The organism is Streptomyces sp. CRCS-T-1, assembly GCF_024442335.1.
In the GTDB taxonomy this organism is placed as follows: Bacteria; Actinomycetota; Actinomycetes; order Streptomycetales; family Streptomycetaceae; genus Streptomyces; species Streptomyces koelreuteriae.
The window spans coordinates 6,891,438-6,912,834 of sequence record NZ_CP101651.1 but is presented as its reverse complement, the minus strand read 5'-3'; the positions used below and the strand labels follow the sequence as shown (position 1 = coordinate 6,912,834).

At 70.6% G+C, this 21,397-nt stretch carries 20 protein-coding genes; 3 read left to right on the top strand and 17 right to left on the bottom strand.

Going from position 1 to position 21,397, the window contains the following annotated elements:
• Positions 1-26: 26 nt before the first annotated feature.
• Together NNW99_RS31310 and NNW99_RS31305 are read right to left on the bottom strand one after the other, a co-directional pair.
• Positions 27-2,642, bottom strand: a complete 2,616-nt coding sequence (locus NNW99_RS31310) for an ABC transporter permease/substrate binding protein (protein ID WP_215122518.1) — start codon at positions 2,640-2,642, stop codon at positions 27-29.
• Entirely contained in the window at positions 2,635-3,726 is a 1,092-nt protein-coding gene (locus NNW99_RS31305; RefSeq protein ID WP_215122517.1) for a glycine betaine/L-proline ABC transporter ATP-binding protein, read from the bottom strand. The genes NNW99_RS31310 and NNW99_RS31305 overlap by 8 nt, the downstream gene beginning before the upstream one ends.
• A gap of 200 nt (positions 3,727-3,926) precedes the next feature.
• Here NNW99_RS31305 and NNW99_RS31300 point away from each other — a divergent pair, with 200 nt between their 5' ends.
• Both NNW99_RS31300 and NNW99_RS31295 read left to right on the top strand, forming a co-directional pair.
• The gene (locus NNW99_RS31300; protein WP_251058147.1) at positions 3,927-4,856 is read left to right on the top strand and encodes a 5'-3' exonuclease; all 930 of its coding nucleotides are present in this window, start codon (positions 3,927-3,929) and stop codon (positions 4,854-4,856) included.
• Between the two features lie 123 nt (positions 4,857-4,979).
• Positions 4,980-5,822, top strand: a complete 843-nt coding sequence (locus tag NNW99_RS31295; RefSeq protein ID WP_215122515.1) for a siderophore-interacting protein — start codon at positions 4,980-4,982, stop codon at positions 5,820-5,822.
• 28 nt (positions 5,823-5,850) lie between these two features.
• Here NNW99_RS31295 and NNW99_RS31290 read toward each other — a convergent pair whose 3' ends face one another.
• A complete protein-coding gene (locus tag NNW99_RS31290; protein ID WP_215124521.1) occupies positions 5,851-6,432 on the bottom strand; it encodes a GNAT family N-acetyltransferase in 582 nt (193 codons plus the stop codon).
• Between the two features lie 81 nt (positions 6,433-6,513).
• On the opposite strand from NNW99_RS31290, the gene NNW99_RS31285 reads away from it, so the two are divergent.
• Entirely contained in the window at positions 6,514-7,500 is a 987-nt protein-coding gene (locus tag NNW99_RS31285) for an RluA family pseudouridine synthase (protein WP_215122514.1), read from the top strand.
• Here the strand turns inward: NNW99_RS31285 and NNW99_RS31280 are convergent.
• The 14 genes from NNW99_RS31280 to NNW99_RS31215 form a co-directional block, all read right to left on the bottom strand.
• Entirely contained in the window at positions 7,494-9,038 is a 1,545-nt protein-coding gene (locus tag NNW99_RS31280) for a cytochrome P450 (RefSeq protein WP_215122513.1), read from the bottom strand. The two genes, NNW99_RS31285 and NNW99_RS31280, sit on opposite strands and share 7 nt — an antisense overlap.
• Before the next feature lie 95 nt (positions 9,039-9,133).
• The gene (locus NNW99_RS31275) at positions 9,134-9,754 is read right to left on the bottom strand and encodes an ATP/GTP-binding protein (RefSeq protein ID WP_215122512.1); all 621 of its coding nucleotides are present in this window, start codon (positions 9,752-9,754) and stop codon (positions 9,134-9,136) included.
• Positions 9,735-10,136 (bottom strand): DUF742 domain-containing protein, encoded by a 402-nt coding sequence (locus NNW99_RS31270; RefSeq protein WP_215122511.1) that lies wholly within the window; start codon positions 10,134-10,136, stop codon positions 9,735-9,737. Before NNW99_RS31270 ends, NNW99_RS31275 begins: the two co-directional genes overlap by 20 nt.
• Positions 10,133-10,540 (bottom strand): roadblock/LC7 domain-containing protein, encoded by a 408-nt coding sequence (locus NNW99_RS31265; protein WP_215122510.1) that lies wholly within the window; start codon positions 10,538-10,540, stop codon positions 10,133-10,135. Before NNW99_RS31265 ends, NNW99_RS31270 begins: the two co-directional genes overlap by 4 nt.
• Positions 10,537-12,180, bottom strand: a complete 1,644-nt coding sequence (locus NNW99_RS31260; RefSeq protein ID WP_215122509.1) for an ATP-binding protein — start codon at positions 12,178-12,180, stop codon at positions 10,537-10,539. The genes NNW99_RS31265 and NNW99_RS31260 overlap by 4 nt, the downstream gene beginning before the upstream one ends.
• A gap of 330 nt (positions 12,181-12,510) precedes the next feature.
• Complete coding sequence (locus NNW99_RS31255) at positions 12,511-15,360, bottom strand: RNA helicase (RefSeq protein WP_215122508.1); 2,850 nt, start codon at positions 15,358-15,360, stop codon at positions 12,511-12,513.
• Between the two features lie 40 nt (positions 15,361-15,400).
• Positions 15,401-16,291: a diacylglycerol kinase gene (locus NNW99_RS31250; protein WP_215122507.1), complete on the bottom strand. Its 891-nt coding sequence runs from the start codon at positions 16,289-16,291 to the stop codon at positions 15,401-15,403.
• Positions 16,292-16,322: 31 nt separating this feature from the next.
• A complete protein-coding gene (gene tatC / locus NNW99_RS31245; protein ID WP_215122506.1) occupies positions 16,323-17,282 on the bottom strand; it encodes a twin-arginine translocase subunit TatC in 960 nt (319 codons plus the stop codon).
• A gap of 47 nt (positions 17,283-17,329) precedes the next feature.
• Positions 17,330-17,614 (bottom strand): Sec-independent protein translocase subunit TatA, encoded by a 285-nt coding sequence (gene tatA, locus NNW99_RS31240; RefSeq protein ID WP_215122505.1) that lies wholly within the window; start codon positions 17,612-17,614, stop codon positions 17,330-17,332.
• Between the two features lie 260 nt (positions 17,615-17,874).
• The gene (locus NNW99_RS31235; RefSeq protein WP_184597413.1) at positions 17,875-18,069 is read right to left on the bottom strand and encodes a hypothetical protein; all 195 of its coding nucleotides are present in this window, start codon (positions 18,067-18,069) and stop codon (positions 17,875-17,877) included.
• Between the two features lie 44 nt (positions 18,070-18,113).
• Positions 18,114-18,407: a CpXC domain-containing protein gene (locus tag NNW99_RS31230; RefSeq protein WP_215122504.1), complete on the bottom strand. Its 294-nt coding sequence runs from the start codon at positions 18,405-18,407 to the stop codon at positions 18,114-18,116.
• 351 nt (positions 18,408-18,758) lie between these two features.
• Complete coding sequence (locus tag NNW99_RS31225) at positions 18,759-19,847, bottom strand: YafY family protein (protein ID WP_251057982.1); 1,089 nt, start codon at positions 19,845-19,847, stop codon at positions 18,759-18,761.
• A gap of 19 nt (positions 19,848-19,866) precedes the next feature.
• Positions 19,867-20,844 carry a YafY family protein gene (locus tag NNW99_RS31220; RefSeq protein ID WP_215122502.1) on the bottom strand — a complete coding sequence of 326 codons (978 nt, stop codon included), beginning with the start codon at positions 20,842-20,844 and terminating at the stop codon, positions 19,867-19,869.
• Positions 20,845-20,972: 128 nt separating this feature from the next.
• Positions 20,973-21,344 (bottom strand): FKBP-type peptidyl-prolyl cis-trans isomerase, encoded by a 372-nt coding sequence (locus tag NNW99_RS31215; protein WP_189726573.1) that lies wholly within the window; start codon positions 21,342-21,344, stop codon positions 20,973-20,975.
• Positions 21,345-21,397 lie beyond the last annotated feature (53 nt).

Below are 21,397 nucleotides of genomic sequence, written 5' to 3'. Positions count from 1 at the left end.
CCCGCCCCGCACCCCTCACTACGACGTCACTGCGGCGTCATGCGCTCCACCATGTCGGGGTGCTCCTTCAGCCACGCGGCGACGGCCTCTTCCTCATGGCCCTGACCGCGGTTCTTGATCTCGCTCTCCAGGGTGCCGAGCTCGTCCTCGGTCATCTTGAAGTTCTTGATCCACTTCGTGAGCCGCGGGTACTCCTCGGGGAACTTCTCGTTGGAGATGGTGCGGATCGTGTTGCCCTCGCCGAAGGCCTTCTTGGGGTCCTTCAGCTTGGTCAGCTCGTAGTCGCTGTACGCCCAGTGCGGCGACCAGAGCGTGACGGCGATCGGCTCCTTCTTGGCGTAGGCGCGCTTCAGCTCGGCCAGCATGGCCGGGGTGGAGCCGTCGACGACCTCGTACTCCTCGTCCAGGCCGTAGCCGGGCAGCACCTTGTTCTTCAGCAGGTCCATCTCGCCGGTGCCCGGCTCGATGCCGATGATCTTCCCCTTGAAGGTGCCGGACTTGCCCTTGAGGTCCTCCAGGGAGTCGACGCCCTTCACGTAGGACGGGACGGCGAGCTCCAGGGAGGTCGGTTCGTACCAGGTGCCGAGGTCCTTGAGCCGGTCCTTGTTCTTGTCCCAGTAGTTCTTCTGCGCGTAGGGCAGCCAGGCGTCGAAGTTGAGGTCGATGTCGCCCGAGGCCAGGCCGGTGTAGACGGGGCCGACGTCCATCTGCTTCAGGTTCATCCTGTAGCCGCGCCGCTCCAGGACGTTCTTCCACAGGTAGGTGACGGCGATGTCCTCGTCCCAGGGGAACCACGCCACGTCCAGGGGCTGCCTGGCCTCTGCCGGTGTGCTGCCGCCGGCGTTCTCGACCGGGGCCATCTTGTCGGCGAAGCCGGGGTTCTGCTTCAGCCAGGCGCGCACGGCCTCCTGCTGATTGCCCTTGCCCGCCTTGTTGATCTCGGCTTCGAGGCTGGTGAGTTCCTTCTCGTTCATCTTGAAGTTCTTCAGCCACTCGGCGACCGTCGGGTCGTCGTCCGCGAAACCCTTGCGGGACAGGGTGTGCACACCGTCGCCCTTGCCCCAGGCACCCTTGGGGTCCTTGAGCTTCTTGAGGTCGTAGTCGTTGTACGCCCAGTGCGGCGACCAGAGCGTGACGACGATCGGCTTCTTCTGGGCGTAGGAGCGCTTCAGCTCGGCCAGCATCGCGGGCGTGGAGCTGTCGACGACCTCGTACTCCTTGTCCAGGCCGTACTCCTTGAGGACCTTGCTCTTGAGCAGGGCCATCTCACCGGCGCTGGACTCGATGCCGGTGATCTTGCCGCCGAACTGCGAGGCCTTGCCCTTGAGGTCCTCCAGGGAGTCGATGCCCTTCATGTAGGAGGGCACGGACAGCTCCAGGGACGTCTTGTCGTACCAGGCGCCGAGGTCGTCGAGCTGCTTGCCGTACTTCTTCCAGTACTGGGCGTGCGTCGTGGGCAGCCAGGAGTCCGTCTGGAAGTCGACGTCGCCCTGGGAGAGGGAGGTGTACAGCGGGCCCGCGTCGAACTGCTTGGCCTCGACCTCGTAGCCGCGCTGTTCCAGGACCTCCTTCCACAGGAAGGTGGAGGCGACGCCCTCGTCCCAGGGGATGTAGCCGATGCTGATCTTCTTGCCCTGGCCGACGTTCTCGCCGCCCGCCACGGCAGTGGAGTCGGTGCTCTTGCCGAAGACACCCATGCCGCCCGCGGCGAGCGCGAGGACGACGACACCGATCACGGCGACGACCGGGCGGGGCCGGTAGGACCAGATCTTCAGCCCCTGGGTGGCGCGCAGCTTGGCGGCGGCGCGGCGGCCGAGCGGGGAGACCTGGGTGCCCAGGGCGCTGGTCATGCGGTCCAGGTAGATCGCGAGGATCACGATGGCCACACCGGCCTCGGAGCCGAGGCCCACGTTGAGCTGGCCGATGGCCTCGTTGACGTCGCCGCCGAGGCCGCCGGTGCCGACCATGCCGGCGATCGCGGCCATCGACAGGCCGAGCATGATGACCTGGTTGACACCGGCCATGACGGTGGGCAGGGCGAGCGGGAGCTGGACGCGCAGCAGGGTGTTGCGGGGCGTGGTGCCGAACGCGTCGGCGGCCTCGACCAGTTCCTTGTCGACCTGCCGGATGCCCAGCTCGGTCATGCGCACGCCGGGTGCGAGCGCGAAGATCAGCGTGGCGACGATGCCGGCGGGGGCGCCGGTGCCGAAGAACAGGATCGCCGGGATGAGGTAGATCATCGCGGGCAGCGTCTGCATGAAGTCCAGGACGGGCCGGACCAGTCCGCTGACGCGGTCCGAGCGGGCCGCCCAGATGCCGACGGGTATGGAGATCACGAGCGCGATGACGGTCGCCACGAGGACGAGCGCCAGGGTGATCATCGCGTTCTCCCACAGTTCGAGGGAGTCGATGAACGCGAATCCGACGAACGTGAGGACACCGGCGAGCGTGCCGCGCAGCCAGAAGGCGATCACGGCGAAGATGCCCGCGAGGAGCAGTGGTTCGGGGGCCTGGAGGACGGCGTTGATGCCGTCGTAGAGGCCGAGGAAGACGGTCTTGCAGAAGTCGAACAGCCACGCCATGTGGGTGGTGAGCCAGTCGACCCCGTCGTTGACCCAGCTGCCGAGCTCGATCCTAGGCACGGGCGGTCACCTTCTCTCCGCCCTTGTCCCGCGGGGCGTCGCAGGGCTCGGGGGTGGTGTCCTGCTCGTCGCCGAGGAAGCCGATCAGACGCTGCCGGGGGACGACGCCGATCTGCTTGTTGTCCTGGTCCACGACCGAGACGGGGTGGGAGAGCCCGGCGCTGATCGCGCACAGTTCGGTGAAGGGGGTGTCGGCCGTGGCGGTCCGGCAGTGGCAGCCGGGGTCGTCGGCGGTGACCGAGGGGTCCATGATCTCGCCCGCGGTCAGGACGCGGGAGCGGTCGACGTCCTGGGTGAAGGAGGCGACGTAGTCGTTCTCCGGCCGCAGCAGGATGTCCTGGGCGGTGCCGATCTGGACGATCTCGCCGTCGCGCATGACGGCGATGCGGTCGCCCAGGCGCATGGCCTCGTTGAGGTCGTGGGTGATGAAGACGATCGTCTTCTTGAGCTTCTGCTGGAGCTCAAGGAGCTGGTCCTGCATGTCGCGGCGGATCAGCGGGTCCAGGGCGCTGAAGGACTCGTCCATCAGCAGCAGGTCGGCGTCGGTGGCGAGCGCGCGGGCGAGTCCGACGCGCTGCTGCATGCCGCCGGACAGCTCGTCGGGCCAGGACTTCTCCCAGCCGGCCAGGCCGCACAGGGCGAGCGCCTCGTCGGCGCGGCGTACGCGCTCGGCGCGGGGCACGCCCTGCACTTCAAGACCGTAGGCGGCGTTCTCGCGCACGCTGCGGTGCGGGAAGAGCGCGAAGTGCTGGAACACCATGCTGATCTTCTGGGAGCGGACCTTGCGCAGCTCGCGGTCGCCGAGCGTGGTGAGGTCCTGGCCGTCGAAGCGGACGTGCCCGGAGGTCGGCTCGAGCAGGCCGTTCAGCATGCGCAGCAGGGTGGACTTGCCGGATCCCGACAGACCCATGACGACGAAGATCTGGCCGGGTTCCACGGTGAAGGACGCGTCGATGACGGCGGCGGTCGTGCCCTCGGCGCGCAGTTCCTCCCGGTCGGCCCCGTCACGGAGCCGCTCGACCGCTCGGTCCGGTCTTCTGCCGAACACTTTGTACAGGCTCTCTGCCTGAAGCCTCGCTGACACGTGCACCTCAATCTCGACGGCAACAGAAGAGAGCGAGGACAGGGCCCCGCAAACAGTTGAAATGCGCAACCAGCCTCGCTCTGCGGCGGCGCCTCCCCTGGATCGCGGAAAGCAAACCCACAAGTGGGGCGCCTCACACAGAACGCACACACCGCAACGCGCTGCGCAGCGGCGAGTGGCTGTCAGTGACGTACGGCATGATGCGTGGCGTGACCGGACGACTGATGCTCCTCGACACCGCCTCCCTGTACTTCCGCGCCTACTTCGGCGTCCCGGACTCGGTCCGGGCTCCGGACGGCACACCGGTGAACGCCGTGCGCGGACTGCTCGACTTCATCGACCGCCTGGTCAAGGACCACCGGCCCGACCAGCTCGTGGCCTGCATGGACGCCGACTGGCGGCCGCAGTGGCGGGTGGAGCTGATCCCCTCGTACAAGGCGCACCGCGTCGCCGAGGAGCGCGCGGCCGGCCCCGACGAGGAAGAGGTGCCCGACACACTGTCGCCGCAGGTGCCGGTCATCGAGGCGGTGCTGGACGCGCTGGGCATCGCGCGCGTGGGCGTCGCGGGGTACGAGGCGGACGACGTGATCGGCACGTTCACCGCGCGGGCGAAGGGCCCGGTCGACATCGTCACGGGCGACCGGGACCTGTATCAGCTGGTGGACGACGCCCGCGGGGTGCGCGTCCTGTACCCGCTGAAGGGCGTGGGCACGCTCCAGCTCACCGACGAGGCATGGCTCCGCGAGAAGTATGGGGTCGCCGGGAGCGGGTACGCGGATCTGGCCCTGCTGCGCGGCGACCCCAGCGACGGCCTGCCGGGCGTGCCGGGCATCGGAGAGAAGACGGCCGCCAAGCTGCTGGCCGAGTACGGGGACCTGGCCGGGATCATGGCGGCGGTCGAGGACCGGCGGTCGAAGCTCACGCCGACCCAGCGCAGGCGGCTCGACGAATCGCGCCCCTATCTCGCGGTCGCGCCGAAGGTGGTCCGGGTCGCGGACGACGTACCGCTGCCGGACGTCACCACGGCGCTGCCCCGGTCCCCGCGCGACCCGGAGGAGCTTCGGACCCTGGCGACCCGCTGGGGACTGGGCGGCTCACTGGAGCGTCTGCTGACCACGCTGGAGGTGTGACGGGGGCGGGCCGACGGCCTTCCGGAGGCCGACGGTGTTCATGAACCTCTCATTCGGGAGGTGTTAAGTGGGGGCGAGGTGCTAACTTAGGTAAGCCTAACTATGCGAGACAGGGAGGTCCTCATGGCAGAGCGACCCGGACGCCAGCCGCGCAAGCCGCATTCCGCTCAGGTCGTCCGCACCGAGCGGCTGACGCCGCACATGCAGCGCGTGGTGCTCGGCGGCGAGGGCCTCGCCGACTTCGCGGCGGGCACGTGCACCGACCACTATGTGAAGCTGCTGTTCCCGCCCGAGGGTGTGACCTACCCGGAGCCCTTCGACATGCAGCGCATCCGCGACGAGGTGCCCCGCGAGCAGTGGCCGGTGACCCGGACGTACACGGTGCGCCAGTGGGACGCCGAGCACCGCGAGCTGACCCTGGACTTCGTCGTCCACGGCGACGAGGGCCTGGCCGGTCCCTGGGCGGCCCGCGTCCAGCCGGGCGAGACCGTGCGCTTCATGGGACCGGGCGGGGCGTACGCGCCCGACCCCGACGCCGACTGGCATCTGCTCGTCGGTGACGAGAGCGCGCTGCCCGCGATCGCCTGCGCCCTGGAGGCCCTGCCGCGCGGCGCCAAGGCCGTCGCCTTCGTGGAGATCTCCGGCCCCGAGGAGGAGCAGAAGATCGACTCGGACGTGGACGTCGTCTGGCTGCACCGCGGCGACCGGCCCATCGGCGAGGCGCTGGTCGAGGCCGTGCGGAACCTGGAGTTCCCCGAGGGCCGGGTCCACGCCTTCGTGCACGGCGAGGCGCACTTCGTGAAGGAGCTGCGCCATCTGCTCCGGGTCGAGCGCCAGATCGCGCGCGAGGACCTGTCGATCTCCGGCTACTGGCGGCGCGGCCACAACGAGGACGGCTGGCAGGCCTCGAAGCGGGACTGGAACGCGCGCATCGAGGCGGAGCAGGAGAGCAGCCCGGCCGCCTGAGCGAGGCGAGCCCGACACCCTCCCGGTCTCAGTCGCCCCGCACCCGCGCGTGCAGATGCATGTCGTGCCGGCCGTCCGGATGCAGCACGGCACCGCGCTTCGTGCCCTCCAGGGTGAACCCCGTCCTGGAGGCGACGCGGCAGGACGCCTCGTTGCGTACGGCGTGCAGCAGTTCCAGGCGGTGGAAGCCGGTCTCGTCGAGGGCCCAGCGGGTCAGCGCGCCCGCGGCGCGTACGGCGATGCCCCGCCCCCGTGCCGCCGGGACGGTCCAGTACGCCACCTCCGCCGTACCGTCGTCGAGCCGTATCTCGCGCAGCGCGACCCGCCCCAGCAGCGAGCCGGAGTCCGCGTCGGTGACGGCCCAGTGCGCCTCCCGTTCCTCCTCCCAGGCCCGGTGCCAGTCGCGGATCCAGCCGGCGACCTCCTCCTCGGAGTCGGCGGCCCGGGCGTGCCACTGGTGCATCACGGGATCCTGGAACACCTCATGCACCGCGGGCGCGTCCTCGGCCCGCCAGGGGCGCAGGAGGAGTCCGTCGCCGCTGGCGAGGGTGGGCTGCGGGCGGCGGGCGAGGGTCCCGGCGGTCAGGACCGGGCTGGTGAGGAACGGCATGCCCCGCATCCTGGCAAGGACGTGAGGCACGGCCCCAATGGTTTTCCGCCCGGCGCACCGGGCCTCGTACGCTGGGCCGCGATGAGACGCAAGCCGCGCATCCCGCCCTCGCCCCTGCCGCAGCGCCACGGCGTGGATCCGGTGCGGGTGCGGCTGCCCGTCGTGGGGGCATGGGCCACGGTGCGCGAGTACTTGGTGGAGCGGCTCAGCGGGGCGGGTGCCGGGGTCGTCGACGGGCTGTTCGACGCGGGGCGGATCGTCGGGGCGGACGGACGGGCCGTGGCGGCGGACGCACCGTACCTGCCGGGCATGTTCGTGTGGTTCCACCGGGACCTGCCCGAGGAAGTGCCGGTGCCCTTCCCGCTGGAGGTCGTGCACCGGGACGAGCACATCGTCGTCGTCGACAAGCCCCACTTCCTCGCCACCACCCCGCGCGGGAGCCACGTCACCGAGACCGCGCTGGCCAGGCTGCGCAGAGAGCTGGGCATCCCCGCACTCGGCGCCGCACACCGTCTGGACCGGCTCACCGCGGGGCTCGTGCTGTTCACCGTGCGCCCCGAGGAGCGCGGCGCGTACCAGACGCTGTTCAGCAACCGCCTGGTTCACAAGGAGTACGAGGCCGTCGCCCCGTACGACCCCGCCCTCACCCTCCCCCGGACCATGCGCAGCCGGATCGTGAAGGAGCGCGGGGTGCTCCAGGCCCAGGAGGTGACGGGCGAGCCGAACGCCGTGAGCCGTGTCGAACTCCTCGGGCACCGCCCGGAAGGAGCCGACGGACTCGCCCGGTACCGGCTGGTGCCCGGCACCGGGCAGACACACCAGCTCCGGGTGCACATGACCGCGCTGGGCGTGCCCATCCTCGGCGACCCGCTCTACCCGGAGGTGACCGACCCCGTGCCGGCCGGTGACTTCCGGCGCCCGCTCCAACTGCTGGCACGGGCCCTCGCGTTCACCGACCCGGTCACGGGCGAGGAACACCGCGTCCGCAGCGGCCGGGAACTCGCGGCCTGGACGTCGTACGACCGGTGGGCCGCCGGGACGTACGACGGCCCGTCAGCCGGTCAGTAGCCGCGCCACCAGCTCAGGAAGCGCTGCCAGGCGCCCTTGCCGCGGACCGGTTCCTGCGCCGTCGGCTGAACCTGCGGGTACACCGGGGCCGACTGGGGCTGCGCCGGAGCCGGATACGGCTGTGCGGCGGCCGGTGACGCGGGCTGCGCGACGCTCGGTGCGGCTTGCGCGGCGGCCGGTGCGGCCTGCGGCTGCGGGCTGCCGATCTGCCAGTCGGAGCGCTGCGCCGGGACCTGCTTGTGGCTCGGCGGCTCCGTCACGTCCTGCGGCGGCTTGGGCGAGAACTGCACCGGCATCTCCACCAGATGCCGGGAGGCGATGGACGCCGTCCAGCGCAACTCCTCCTCGTCGCAGTCGAGTTCGACATCGGGCAGCCGCATCAGCAGCGCGTCCACGCCGACATCGGCGATGGAACGGCCGACGTCCTGCCCGGGGCACTCGTGCGGCCCGCCGCCGAACGCGAGGTGGGAGCGATTGCCCTGCATGCTGGCGGACAGATCGGGCCGGACCCGAGGGTCGACGTTGGCCGGGGCCGGGGCGAAGAGCAGTCCGTCGCCCCGGCGGATGCGCTGACCGCCCAGTTCGGTCTCCTGCTTGGCGAAGTAGGCGAAGACCGTACTGAACGGCGGCTCGTTCCACAGGGACTGCTCCACCGCCTCCGGCACCGTCATCTGGCCGCCGTTGAGCTGGGCCCGGAAGCGCGGGTCGATCAGCACCGTGAGCAGCACGTTGGACAGCAGATTGGTGGTGGCCTCGTAGGCGGCGAAGAGCACCAGGCGCAGGTGCTCCCTGACCTCGTCGTCGGTCAGCCGGGCCGGGTGGGTGATCAGGTAGCTGGCGAAGTCCTCCTCCGGCTGGGCGCGGCGCCGTGCGGTGAGCCGGCTCAGGGCGTCCATGACGTAGGAGTGGCTGGCGATGGCGGTCTCGGTGCCCTTGAGCGCGTCGCGGGCGGCCTCGACGAGACGGTCGTTGTACTCGTCGGCCATGCCGAGGATCTCGCACATCACGGCCATCGGCAGATGCTCGGCGAACTGGCCGACGAGGTCGGCCTCGCCCTGCTCGCAGAAGCGGTTGACGATGGCCTGCGTGCTGCGGTTGATGTAGCGGCGCAGGCTGCGGAAGTCGATGGTCGAGATGGCGCCCATGACAGCGCCGCGCAGCCGCTTGTGCTCATCGCCCTCGGCGTGCGAGGCGATGGGCTGCCAGGCGATGTGCGGCATCAGCGGGTGGTCGGGCTTGACCAGGCCGTCCTTCAGCGGGGTCCAGATACGGCTGTCCCGGCAGAACTGCGAGGGCGAGCGCACCATGTGCAGGTTCTCGGCATGGCCGAGGACGACCCAGATCGGTACGTCGTCGTGGAGCAGCACGGGCGCCACGGGGCCGTGGTCCTTCCGCAGCTGCTCGTACAGCGCTCCCAGATCCTCCGACTCGTGCAGCCGGTGCAGTCCGCCGGGCCCGAGGCCGTGTGCGGGGCAGCCTGGGGGCGGGCCGGGGCGGGAGGCGTCCGTGTCGGTCGGGGCGTGGGATTCAGGCGTCACAGTGGTCGCTCCGAAACTGAAGTGAATCCAGGTGTCTGGGGGGGGAATGTGGGGGTGGGTCGAACAGGTACGAACAGGGACGGGCGGGCGCGGGATCAGCGGCGCGCGCCCGTCATGGCGAGCGAGTGCAGGAAGCGCATGAGGGTCATCAGGACGTCACGGCTGGAGGCCCGGCGGCGTACGTCGCACTCCATGATCGGGATGTCCGGGGTGATGTCGAGGGCCGTGCGCAGCTCCTCGAGGTCGTAACGGGGCGCGTCCGGGAAGGAGTTGACCGCGACGACGAACGGCACGCCGCGGTCCTCCAGGCGTCCCATGACATCGAAGCTGACCTCCAGCCGACGGGTGTCGACCAGCACCACCGCACCGAGCGCGCCCTCGAAGAGGCCGTTCCACAGGAACCAGAAGCGCTGCTGGCCGGGTGTGCCGAAGAGGTAGAGCACCAGTTGGTCGGTGATGCTGATGCGGCCGAAGTCCATGGCGACGGTGGTGGCCGTCTTGGACGCGGAGCCGAAGTTGTCGTCGACACCGATGCCGGCCTGCGTCATGGTCTCCTCGGTGGTCAGCGGTGTGATCTCGCTGACCGAGCCGACCATGGTGGTCTTGCCGACGCCGAAGCCACCCACGATCACGATCTTGGCCGCGGACTGTGCCGTGTGGGGCAACTGGTCCTCGGCCCGGGGGCCCGGGATGGTGTCAGAGCCTTTGAAGTCCATTCATCACCGCTTCGAGGAGGGAACGGTCGGTGCGTGACCGGCGCACGATCGGGGCGCGCGCCTGCACCAGTTCCGCCGTCAGCAGCTCGGTGAGCAGCACGCCCATCGCACTGAACGGCAGGTTGAGGTAGGCCGACAGCTCGGCCACGGACAGGGGGGCGGCGCAGAGCCGGAGCAGCGCCGCCTGCTCGGGGGAGGCGGAAGGCGGCGGGTCTTCGGCACGCGCCACGATTAACGTGACCAGGTCGAGCTCGGCCCGTTCGCCGTCGGGGCCCGCCACCACGTACATCCGCTCCGGGTTCCTGGGCTTGCCCTCGCCGTCCTGCTGCGGGGGCGGTTCCGGGGTGGTGGGGTCGCGCCGCTGGCGTTGCGGAGGCGTCATACGATCTGCCCGTTGCGCCGGGGCGGACTGGTCAGATGACCGCCGATCCGGACGACGAGGTCGCGCATCATCGCGCTCATCCGGCCCGGTTCGCACCGCACGTCGGAGAGCACCGCGAGGAAGGCGTTGGCTCCGGCGTTCATCAGATAGAAGTAGCCGCGGTCGATCTCGATCATGACGAGCTTCATCTCGCCGTCGCCGACCGTGAGTTCCTGGCAGATGCTGCCCGCGAGGGACTGCAGGCCGGCGCAGGCCGCGGCGACCCGGTCGGCCGCGTCGGGCTCGCCGCCGTGGCGGGCGATGCGCAGTCCGTCGGCCGAGAGCACCACGATCATCTCGATGCCCGGCACGCCGTCGGCGAGTTGCTTGAGCATCCAGTCGAAGTTGCCTCGCTGCTGGATCACTTGAGGTCCCCCTCGTCGTCGGCCTCGCTGGGGGCCGGGTCGTTGATCAGGTGCAGGTACTTGGTCGGGTTCCGGATGAAGTCGGTCGGGTGCGTGCCGGGTTCGATGCCCTGCTTGAGTCCCTCCCAGAAGGCCTCGAGGCCCTTGCCGGGGGCGTCGGGGGCCGACATGTCGCGCAGGGGCTTGGTCTCGGGCTCCGACATCGCCGCCCAGGGGTTGTACTCGCCCCGTTCGGCGGCCTCCCGGTCGGCCTTCTCGTTGGCGGCCTGCTGGGCGAGCCGCTCGGCGAGCGGCGTCTTCACCCGGCTGCGGCGCTGCGGCAGACCGTTCGTCGTCCACTCCGTCACCTCGGGGACGTCGTCGTCCTCAAGGGAGACCGTCGCGGGGATCTTCGGCATGGTGGGGCGCCGCCTCTTGGGTGCGCGCTTGGGGCCCTCGGGGATGCCGACCGTCATGGGGATGCCGGTGGCGCCGATGCCGTGGGCGAGTCCGACGCCGGGCTCGTGGGTGATCATCTCGCTCGGCACGATGAGGATGGCGCGGACGCCGCCGTACGCGGAGGCCCGTAGCGAGACCTGCATGTTGTACGCCGTGCAGAGGCGGCCGACGACGGCCAGGCCCAGTCGCGGGTGCTCACCGATGTCCTGGAGGTCGACGCCCGCCTTTGCCGCCTCCAGCATGCCCTCGATCCGGGCCCGTGCCTCCTCGTTGAGGTTGACACCGCCGTCCTCGATCTCGATGCAGACGCCGGTCTGCACCTCGGTGGCGGTGACGTGCACCTTGGTCTGCGGCGGCGAGTAGCGCGTGGCGTTGTCGAGGAGTTCGGCGGCGGCGTGGATGACGGGCTCGACGTAGATGCCCTTGACGCTGATCTTGGCGATGGAGGACAGCTGGATGCGCCGGTACTCCAGGATGCGGGACATGGCGCCGCGCAGCGTGCTGTACAGGGACACCGGCTCGGGCCACTGCCGGCCGGGGCGTCCGCCGCCGAGGACGGAGACGGAGTCGGCGAGGCGGCCGATCAGCGCGTTGCCGTGGTCGATGCGCAGCAGGTCGTCGAAGACCTCGGGGTTGCGGCCGTGGTCCTCCTCCATCTCCCGGAGTTCCTCGGCCTGCTGGTGGGCGATCGCCTGGACGCGGCGGGCGACCGTGACGAAGGAGCGAGCGGCGGCGTCACGCATGGTCACTTCGTGGTCGACGATCCTGAGCACCGTCAGCAGCGTCTCGACCTCCGGCGCGGGGAGGTCGCGGTAGGCGGGGTTGGCCAGGCCGAGCTTGCGGATCACCTCCCTGGGGGACTCTCCGGTGCGCAGCAGGTCGAGCGCGGCGGGGACGATCTCCCGTGTGAAGCGGACCAGTTCGTGCTCGTGGCCGGCGATCCGCTGTTCCAGATACGCGCTGTGACGGGCGTGCTCGGCACGCTGGTTCCGCAGGGCACGGCCGCGGCGGACCGCCTCGGCTGCCGTCGCGATCACCAGCGCGGTGGCGAGGCCGCCGCACCAGCCGACGGCGAGCCGGGCCGACTCCGTCACCAGGGCGACGGCGGTTCCGGACGCCGCGGCCATCGCTATGGCCGGCAGCAACAGCACGCGCGCGTAGGGAAGTTCACGGCGAACGGGAGGGGATTGAACACTCACCATGTAGGCCTTCTGACAGGAGTCGGCTGGAGTTCCGCACAATTGGGGAACAAGCGCACGAATTCATCTCAAGCCGGTGCGCTGCGGGCGAGCTTAGTCCGACCGGATCATCGCCGTGTCATATTCGGCATCCACCGGAAACCGGACGCGAGGGGATAGTACGCTCGGTCGTTTACACGCTGCGAGATCATTCGAATGCCGTACGTAACGACGTACGGGCATACGAAAACCACTCACCGTGACGAGTGAGTGGCCTTCAGAACATCGCCCCTTAAGGGGCGCGGGGAACTGCGCGAGCAACCACATCCGGGCGGACACCCGCGCAGCAAACGATCACCCCACCGACGAGTAGGCGACAACCCCCCGCAGCAACAGATCAACAGCCTTACGCGCGTTCTTCACCACGGAAGACCCCTGCGGCGCCGCCGCCGCGATCTGCCCCAGCACATCGATGACCTGCTTGCACCACCGCACGAAGTCCCCCGCCGGCATCTCCGCCTCGCGCAGCACCTCGTCCAGCCCCGCCCCGGAGGCCCACATGTACGCGGCCCAGGCGAACCCCAGGTCCGGCTCACGCTGCCCGACACCCTCGGTCTGGGTGATCCGGAACTCCTCCTCCAGCGCGTCCAGCCGCCCCCAGATCCGCACCATCTCGCCCAGCGCGGCCTTGGCCTTCCCCGACGGCAGCTTCGGCGCCATCGCGTCGTCCGCCGCACGCGCCTCGTACACCAACGCCGAGACGCAGCCCGCCAGTTCGGCCGGACCGAGCCCTTCCCAGACGCCCTCGCGCAGGCACTCGCTGGCGAGCAGGTCCAGCTCGCCGTAGAGCCGCGCGAGCCGCTTGCCGTGCTCGGTGACCTCGTCGGCGCGCAGATAGTCGAGCTCGGTCAGCAGCGCGACGATACGGTCGAAGGTCCGCGCGATGGTGTTCGTACGGCCCTCGATGCGCCGCTCCAGCTGCCCGGTGTCCCGCAGCAGGCGGTGGTAGCGCTCGGCCCAACGGGCGTGGTCCTCACGGTCGTCGCACCCGTGGCAGGGGTGCGCGCGCAGCTCGGTCCGCAGCCGGGCGATCTCGCGGTCGTCGGCCGCCTGGGAGCGCCGCTTGCGGTGCCGGTCGGCCGGGATGTGCCCGGCCTTGGTGCGCAGCGCGGAGGCGAGGTCCCGACGGGACTGCGGGGAACGCGGGTTGAAGGACTTCGGGATCCGCATCCGCTCCAGCGGCTCGACCGGCACCGGGAAGTCCATGGACGCCAGCCGCTTCACCTGCCGCTCGGCGGTCAGCACCAGCGGGCGCGGCCCGTCGTGGTGCTCGAAGCCCCGGTGGCCGTTCGACCGGCCCGCGGGCAGGCCCGGGTCCAGCACCAGCGCCAGGCCCGCGTACTTGCCGGTGGGCACATGGATGATGTCACCGGGCTTCAGCTTCTCCAGCGCGACGGCGGCCTCGGCGCGCCGCTGTGCCGCGCCCTGCCGCGCCAGGTCGTTCTCACGGTCCTTCAGTTCGCGGCGCAGCCGCGCGTACTCCTCGAAGTCGCCGAGGTGGCAGGTCATCGAGGCCTTGTAGCCCTCCAGACCCTCCTCGTTGCGCTGTACCTGGCGGGAGATGCCGACGACCGACTTGTCCGCCTGGAACTGCGCGAAGGACGTCTCCAGCAGCTCGCGCGAACGGTGCCGGCCGAACTGCTCGACCAGGTTGACGGCCATGTTGTACGACGGCCTGAAGCTGGAGCGCAGCGGGTAGGTGCGCGTCCCGGCCAGACCGGCGAGGTGCTCGGGGCTCGAACCGCGCTGCCAGAGCACCACCGCGTGGCCCTCGACATCGATGCCGCGTCGCCCCGCACGCCCCGTCAACTGTGTGTACTCGCCCGGGGTGATGTCCGCGTGCTGCTCGCCGTTCCACTTGACGAGCTTCTCCAGCACCACCGAGCGGGCGGGCATGTTGATGCCGAGGGCGAGGGTCTCGGTCGCGAACACGGCCTTGACCAGGCCGCGTACGAAGAGCTCCTCGACGACCTCCTTGAAGGTCGGCAGCATCCCCGCGTGGTGGGCGGCGATGCCGCGCTCCAGGCCCTCCAGCCATTCGTAGTACCCGAGGACATGCAGGTCCTCGGTCGGGATGGACGACGTGCGCTCCTCGACGAGCGCGCGGACCCGACCGCGGGCCTCGTCGGCGTTGAGCCTGAGGCCCGCGTACAGGCACTGCTGGACGGCGGCCTCGCAGGCGGCACGGCTGAAGATGAAGGTGATGGCGGGCAGCAGCCCCTCGGCGTCGAGCCGTTCGATGACCTCGGGCCGGCTCGGCGTCCACACCCGGGAGCGCTGTCTGCGGTCGCGCTCGCGGTCGGCCTCGCGCATGGACCGGCCACGGCGGCGGTCCTGGTACGACGGCCGGCTCGCCTCCATGCGCGCCATGCGGGTGAGGTCGGGGTTGACGGCCTTCTTGTGGCCCTCGCCCTCCTCGAACAGGTCGTACATCCGCCGCCCGGCGAGCACGTGCTGGAACAGCGGCACGGGCCGGTGCTCGGAGACGATCACCTCGGTGTCACCGCGGACCGTGTCGAGCCAGTCGCCGAACTCCTCGGCGTTCGACACGGTCGCCGACAGCGACACGAGCGTGACCGACTCGGGGAGGTGGATGATCACTTCTTCCCAGACGGCGCCCCGGAACCGGTCGGAGAGGTAGTGCACCTCGTCCATGACCACGTAGCCGAGGCCCAGGAGGGTCTGCGAACCGGCGTACAGCATGTTCCGCAGCACCTCGGTGGTCATCACGACCACCGGGGCGTCGGAGTTGACGCTGTTGTCGCCGGTGAGCAGGCCCACCTTGTCCGTGCCGTAGCGGCGGCACAGGTCGGCGTACTTCTGGTTCGACAGCGCCTTGATGGGTGTCGTGTAGAAGCACTTCTTGCCCTGCTGGAGAGCGAGGTGGACGGCGAACTCGCCCACGATCGTCTTGCCCGAGCCGGTGGGTGCGGCGACCAGGACGCCCTTGCCCGCCTCGAGCGCCTGGCAGGCCTCGATCTGGAAGGGGTCGAGGCCGAAGTCGTACATCTCGCGGAAGGAGGCGAGCGCGGTGGCCTGCTCGACAGCACGCTTGCGGGCTGCCGCGTACCGCTCGGCCGGTGAGAGGTCCTCTGTCATCGTGCTTTCGAGCGTACCGGGCCGCACTGACAACAGGACGATCATTATCCGGATCCATTCCTGTGAAACCGGGGATCGGCGCAGTTCAGGGGCCGACGACGCGCACGCCCCCGCGCACGCAGCGCGCGCTCAGCGGCAGCGGGCCGAGCGGCTCCCCGTCCGCGTACCCGGTGATCCCCTCGGCGGCGATCTCGACCCGGGCCGCGCGCATGACGGTCACCGCCGGATGTTCGGCGTGGGTCCCCCGGTACACCTTCGGAAACACCCGCAGCAGGGTCCTGCGGCTGCAGTCCCCGACCACGGTGATGTCGAACAGCCCGTCGGTGAGGTCGGCGCCGGGGCAGATCCGCATTCCGCCGCCGTACGACGAGCCGTTGCCGACGGCCACCAGAGTCGCCTCGATCTCACGAAGCTCCCCGTCGTCGAGCCGGATGCGGTACGGGACGGGCCGGAACTCGGCGAGTTCGGCGATCATCGCCAGGTCGTACTTGAGGCGGCCCGAGGGCCAGCGCATGCGGTTGCCCCGGTCGTTGACGCGGGAGTCGAAGCCGGAGGCGAGGACCGTGCCGAACCAGCGGTCGCCGACCCGGCCGAGGTCGATGTCGCGGATCCGGCCGCACTTGAGGGCGTCGGCGATCATGCGGCCCGCGGCGGCCGGCTCGCGCACGGGCAGGCCGAGGGCGCGGGCGAAGTCGTTGCCGGTGCCGACGGCGACCAGGCCGAGCGGGGTGCGGGTGCCCGCGACCGCCCGCAGCGCGAGGTTGGCCATGCCGTCACCGCCGACGGCGATCAGCGCTCCGGTGCCGCCCTCGACGGCGGCACGGGCGCGCACCAGGGCGTCGGCGGCGTCCTCGCCGAGCACCGTACGCACCGAGAATCCGGCCGCCCGCAAAGCGGAAGCGGCCGGCTGCGCCGCGCGGGCGCCCCGGCCGCGGCCCGCGGTGGGGTTGACGAAGAGGGTGATCTCGCTGGTCACGCGACCGACCCTATGAGCTGCCTGCCGATCTTCAGGTCACGTCGTCATAACCGTTGACCCGGTCCGAGCGGTCCGAAGTCGCCTGCTCGGGCAGAGCGGCCCGGCTGGTGGTCACGGGTTCGATCTCGCCGATGTCGTCAGGCGTGAGATCCAGCTCGGAGGCCTCGTCGTCGTCGGGGCCCAGGGCGTCGCGGCGGCTGCGGCGGCGGTCGTTGAGCAGGGAGAACGCGACGGCCGCGAAGTACAGGACCCAGATCGGCCCGGCCAGCATGAGCATGGTCAGCGGGTCGGTGCTGGGCGTGGCGATGGCCGCGAAGACGGTGATGCCCATGATCATGCCGCGCCACCAGCCGAGCATGCGCTTGCCGGTGAGCGCTCCGGTGAGGTTGAGCATGACCAGCAGCAGAGGCAGCTCGAACGAGAGGCCGAAGACGAGCACCATCCGCATGACCAGGTCGAGCAGGTCGTCCAGCGGGAGAAGGTTGGATGTGCCGCCCGGGGTGAATTCGAGGAGCACCTTCGCGGTGGTGGGAAGCACCGTGTAGGCGAAGTAGGCGCCGATGATGAACAGCGGGGCGCCCGTGCCGACGAAGGCGTACGCGTACTTCCGCTCGTGCCGGTGCAGGCCCGGCGCGACGAAGGCCCACAGCTGGTAGAGCCAGACCGGCGAGGCCAGCACGACACCGGCCATCAGGGAAACCTTCAGTGCCAGCGTGAAGGGGGCGATCAGACCGTTGATGGTGATCTGCGCACACGGCTTGGAGGACTGCGACCTGGCGAGTTCCTCGAAGGTCTTGTCACAGCCGACCGAGTCGAGGATCGGCTTGGTGATCAAGTTGATGATGTCGTTGTAGAAGAAGGCGGCGACGATCGTGATGACGACGATCGCCAGCATCGCCTTGGCGAGCCGGTTGCGGAGCTCGCGAAGGTGCTCCGCGAGGGGCATCCGCCCCTCGGGATCCTTCTCCTGCTTGCGGGCAGACTTCAGCAACCCACGTTCCCATCTCGTGCGGCGGGCCGGAGGTCACCGGCCCGGCTTCAGCGCTTCGTCGTGTCCGTGGGCTCGTTGACCGGACGCGAGCTGGTCACGTCACCGGGCGCTGCCTGGATGGTGCGGTGCGAGGACTGCTCGTCGTTGTTGGGCGGGCCGGCCGGGGTCGTGGACGACTTGTTCTCGTCCTTCATCGCCTTGGCCTCGCTCTTGAGGATGCGGGCGGACTTGCCGAGCGACCGAGCCATGTCCGGAAGCTTCTTCGCGCCGAACAGCAGGATGATGACGACGAGGATGAGAATGATCTCGGGGGCTCCGAGCCTTCCGAACATAAGTCTTTACCTTCTCACCGAGGCGGCTGGGGGTGGGGTGCTGTCCGACCGGTCGGACATATGTCCGAACGATCGTGTTGACAGCGATCGTAACGCTCAGGGGTAAACGTGAGGCAATCCCTCTGCATCCCCTGTGCGTACTCCCGTCCGCGGCCAGTGCCTCGTTAACCGGGCCGCGACCAGCAGCGTACCTGTCCGGACCACGGAGGTGACAGGGCGAAGTGGCCCAAAGCGCAACTCACAGCCGCCTGCTGAACGGCTCACAGGGCGTCCACAGACCGGGCCGCGCTGCCCGCGGCCCGCTCCAGATCCTCGGCGGCCCGGTTGATACGGCGCGCGGAGTCGGTGACCTGCCTGCCCAGGCGCTGTGCCTCCACGAAGACCCGGACGGCGAGCACCCCGAGCACGGCGAGACCCACGAACCCCACGGCTACCGCGAACATCGGCCAGAACATGCCGTCGAGCCTAGACCCTCCCGGAGGGGCGGACGCCCAGACCCTCAGGGAGTCGGAGCGAGCCGCAGGGTCCGCACACCGCCGCCGGTGAGCAGCTCGACGATCCGCTCCCCCGCGGGCTTGCGGACGGACGCGCCGCACTCCGGGCAGGTGAAGGAGTAGAAGGTGGTGCGGCTGGTGGCACCGATGGCGAGGCGCAGCGCGGCCGCGGTGAGCTCGAAGCGCTCCCGGCAGTCCGGGCAGCCCGCCTTGAAGACCACCGGGGACACGCTCGTCATCCCGGCGAACGCGGACTCCACCGTCATGCCACGCACACCGGGCGCCACCGACTCGCTCACAGCCCTCGCTCCTCTTCCTCGGGCGACACGCCTACGGTCCACCCGGCTGACCCGCCTACGCTCCGCCCGGCTGACATCCGACCAGCCCGCCTCACCACAGACATCGGCCAGGCCCGCACCCCGGCACCGCAGCCGATGCCGAGGGGGCCACACCCAGCCGCCGACAACCCCGGCTCACCACCGATCTCAGCCCGGCCCGTGCCCCAGCACCACGGCCCATGTCAGGGGCGACAGCACGCGGCCGCCGACGCCCCCGGCTCACCGCCGATCTCGGCCAGGTCCCCGCCCCGGCACCGCAGCCGATGCCGAGGGCGGCCGCACTCGGCCGTCCACGCCGCGGGCACCCGCGCGTCACTCGCGTCCGCCGTCCGGCCCGTCCGGAACGGGGCGTGCCGCGCTCATGCCGCGCGGCTCACCGGCCTCGGCCGGCTGCACCCCGCCGGACGCCCCGGCCGTCTCGATGCCGTCGTAAGCCGCCAGTGCTTCGCGGGCCGCTTCGCGGGCGCTGTCGGCGAGCTCGGGGGGCGAGACGATGCGGCCGTCCCGGCCGAGCCGCAGTGCCAGGCGGCGGAGCGATGTCGGGTCGGGCGTGCGCAGGGTGATCCGCAGGCCGCCGTCGGGCAGGTCGTCCGCGCTGTCGTGCGGGTAGTACTCGGCGACCCAGCGGCCGCCGGGTCCGACCTCGACCACGACCTCCGGGTCCTCGGCCGCGGGCTGCACCAGGGCCTCCGACAGGTCCCGCAGCTCGATCTCCGGCGGTGCCGACGGCTCGTCCAGGATCTTGATCTCGGCGACCCGGTCGAGCCGGAACGTACGGCGCGCCTCCGAGCGCCGGCACCAGGCCTCGACGTAGGTGTGTCCGACGCTGACCAGGCGGATGGGGTCGATCTCCCGCTCGGTGACCTCGTCGCGCGCGGGCGAGTAGTAGCGGATCCACAGGCGGCGGCGCTCGGCGATCGCCCGGTCGACGTCCGCGAAGACCCCGCCCTCGGATTCGAAGGTCACCGACAGGCGCGAGCTGGCGCCCGCGGTCTCGCCGGCCGCGGTCTCCACCTTGGCCGTCGCCCGCAGCAGCGCCTGGCGGTCGCTCTCGCGCAGTCCGGGCAGCGTGGCCACGGCCCGGGCGGCGACGAGCAGGGCGGTGGCCTCGTCGGCGGCGAGTCTGAGCGGCTCGGCGGCCTCCGCCGCCAGGGCGGCCGCGTTGTGCCACCAGATGCGCTCGCCGTCGGTGTCGATGTCGAGCAGGTCGCCGCCGCGGAAGCTGGTGCCGCACATGGGCAGCACATCGAGGTCGGAGACCAGCTCGTCCTCGGTGATGCCGAAGGCGCGCGCGACGTCCTCGACGCGGGCGCCGGGACGCTCCTTCAGATACGTCACCAGCGAGAGCATCCGCCGGGTCTGGTCGATGGCGTTCACGGGCCTGACCGGTTTACCTGCCACTGTTCTGCTCCGCTCCCCCTCAGCCCTTGGCCACGGCGCGCAGCCGGTCCACCACGTCGGCCCGCAGCTCCGCGGGCTCCAGGACGACCACGTCCGGCCCGAACTCCACCAGCCAGGCGTCCAGCCCGTGGCCGTACGGAATCTCCAACTCGTCCCAGCCGTCCCCGAGTTCCCGTACGGCGGTGGCCTTCGCCCGAAGGGGGTAACCCGCGCCCGAGCGCAGCCGGATCCGGGCGGAGCGGTCGGCGATCTCCCCGGCCCAGCTCGCCACGGTCTCACGGACGGTGACGACGTCCGGCACGTCGGCGGTGTACCGGCCGCCGCGTGAGCGGACCTTGCCGGTGATCCGGGACAGCCGGAAGACGCGCTCGGCGCCCCGGTCGCGGTCCCAGCCCGCGAGGTACCAGTGGCCGCGCCAGCACTCCAGCGCCCACGGCTCCACGTGCCGCTGCTCGGGGTGGGCGGCGGTGGCCTTGCGGTAGTCGAAGACGACGGGGCGGCGGTCCCGGCAGGCGAGCATCAGCGGCTCGAACGCCGCCTCGTGCACGGGGATCCGCGGCTCCAGCGCGCCGTGCGGCCCGTAGGGGTCGACGTCCTCGGGCAGGCCCGCCGCGCGCAGCTTCTGCAGGGCACCGCTGGCCGCGCCGGCGAGCCGGGCCTGCTGCCACACCTTGGCGGCGACCCCGAGGGCCGCGGCCTCCTCGGCGTCCAGGGTGATGGGCGGGAGGCGGTTGCTGTCGCGCCGGGCCAGGTAGCCGATCTCGCCTTCGAGGCTCTCGACGGTCTCGATGACCAGTCCGAGTTCGCGCAGGTCGTCCTTGTCGCGCTCGAACATGCGGTTGAAGGAGTCCTCGGACCCGCCGGCGCCGTTCCCCGGTCCGAAGGCCTCGACGTAGGCCTCGATGGAATCGCGCAGCTCACGCTTGCTGAGCGGCCGCCGCGTCCCGAGCAGACACAGCGCCAGGTTCATCAGCCGCTCTGCCTTGGCAATGGCCATCGGCGCCCTTCGCCTCCCTATGGTGCTTGACGACGATGACCGTACCGCCCCGCGGTGGCCCGGCAAAGCCGAGGGCCCATGCCCGAACAGGCATGGGCCCCACGTGATCGAGTCTGTACGGACCTTGCTCAGACCCCGAGCAGGTCGACCACGAAGATCAGCGTCTCGCCGGGCTTGATCAGAGGAGTCGGGCTCTGGTTGCCGTACGCGAGGTGCGCGGGGACGGTCAGCTGGCGGCGGCCGCCGACCTTCATGCCCTGCACGCCCTGGTCCCAGCCCTGGATGACCCGGCCGCCGCCCAGCGGGAAGCGGAACGGGGTGCCGCGGTTCCAGCTGGCGTCGAACTCCTCGCCCGTGCTGAAGGCGACTCCGACGTAGTGGACGGTGACGGTCTGGCCGGCCTGCGCGACCGGGCCGTCGCCCTCCCAGATGTCCTTGATCTCGAGGTCCGCCGGGGGCTCGCCGCCCGGGAAGTCGACCTCGGGCTTGTCGATGCTCACGTCTGTAGCTCCTGCTTGTCTGCGAAAAGGCGAACACGCACAGTCTTACATCC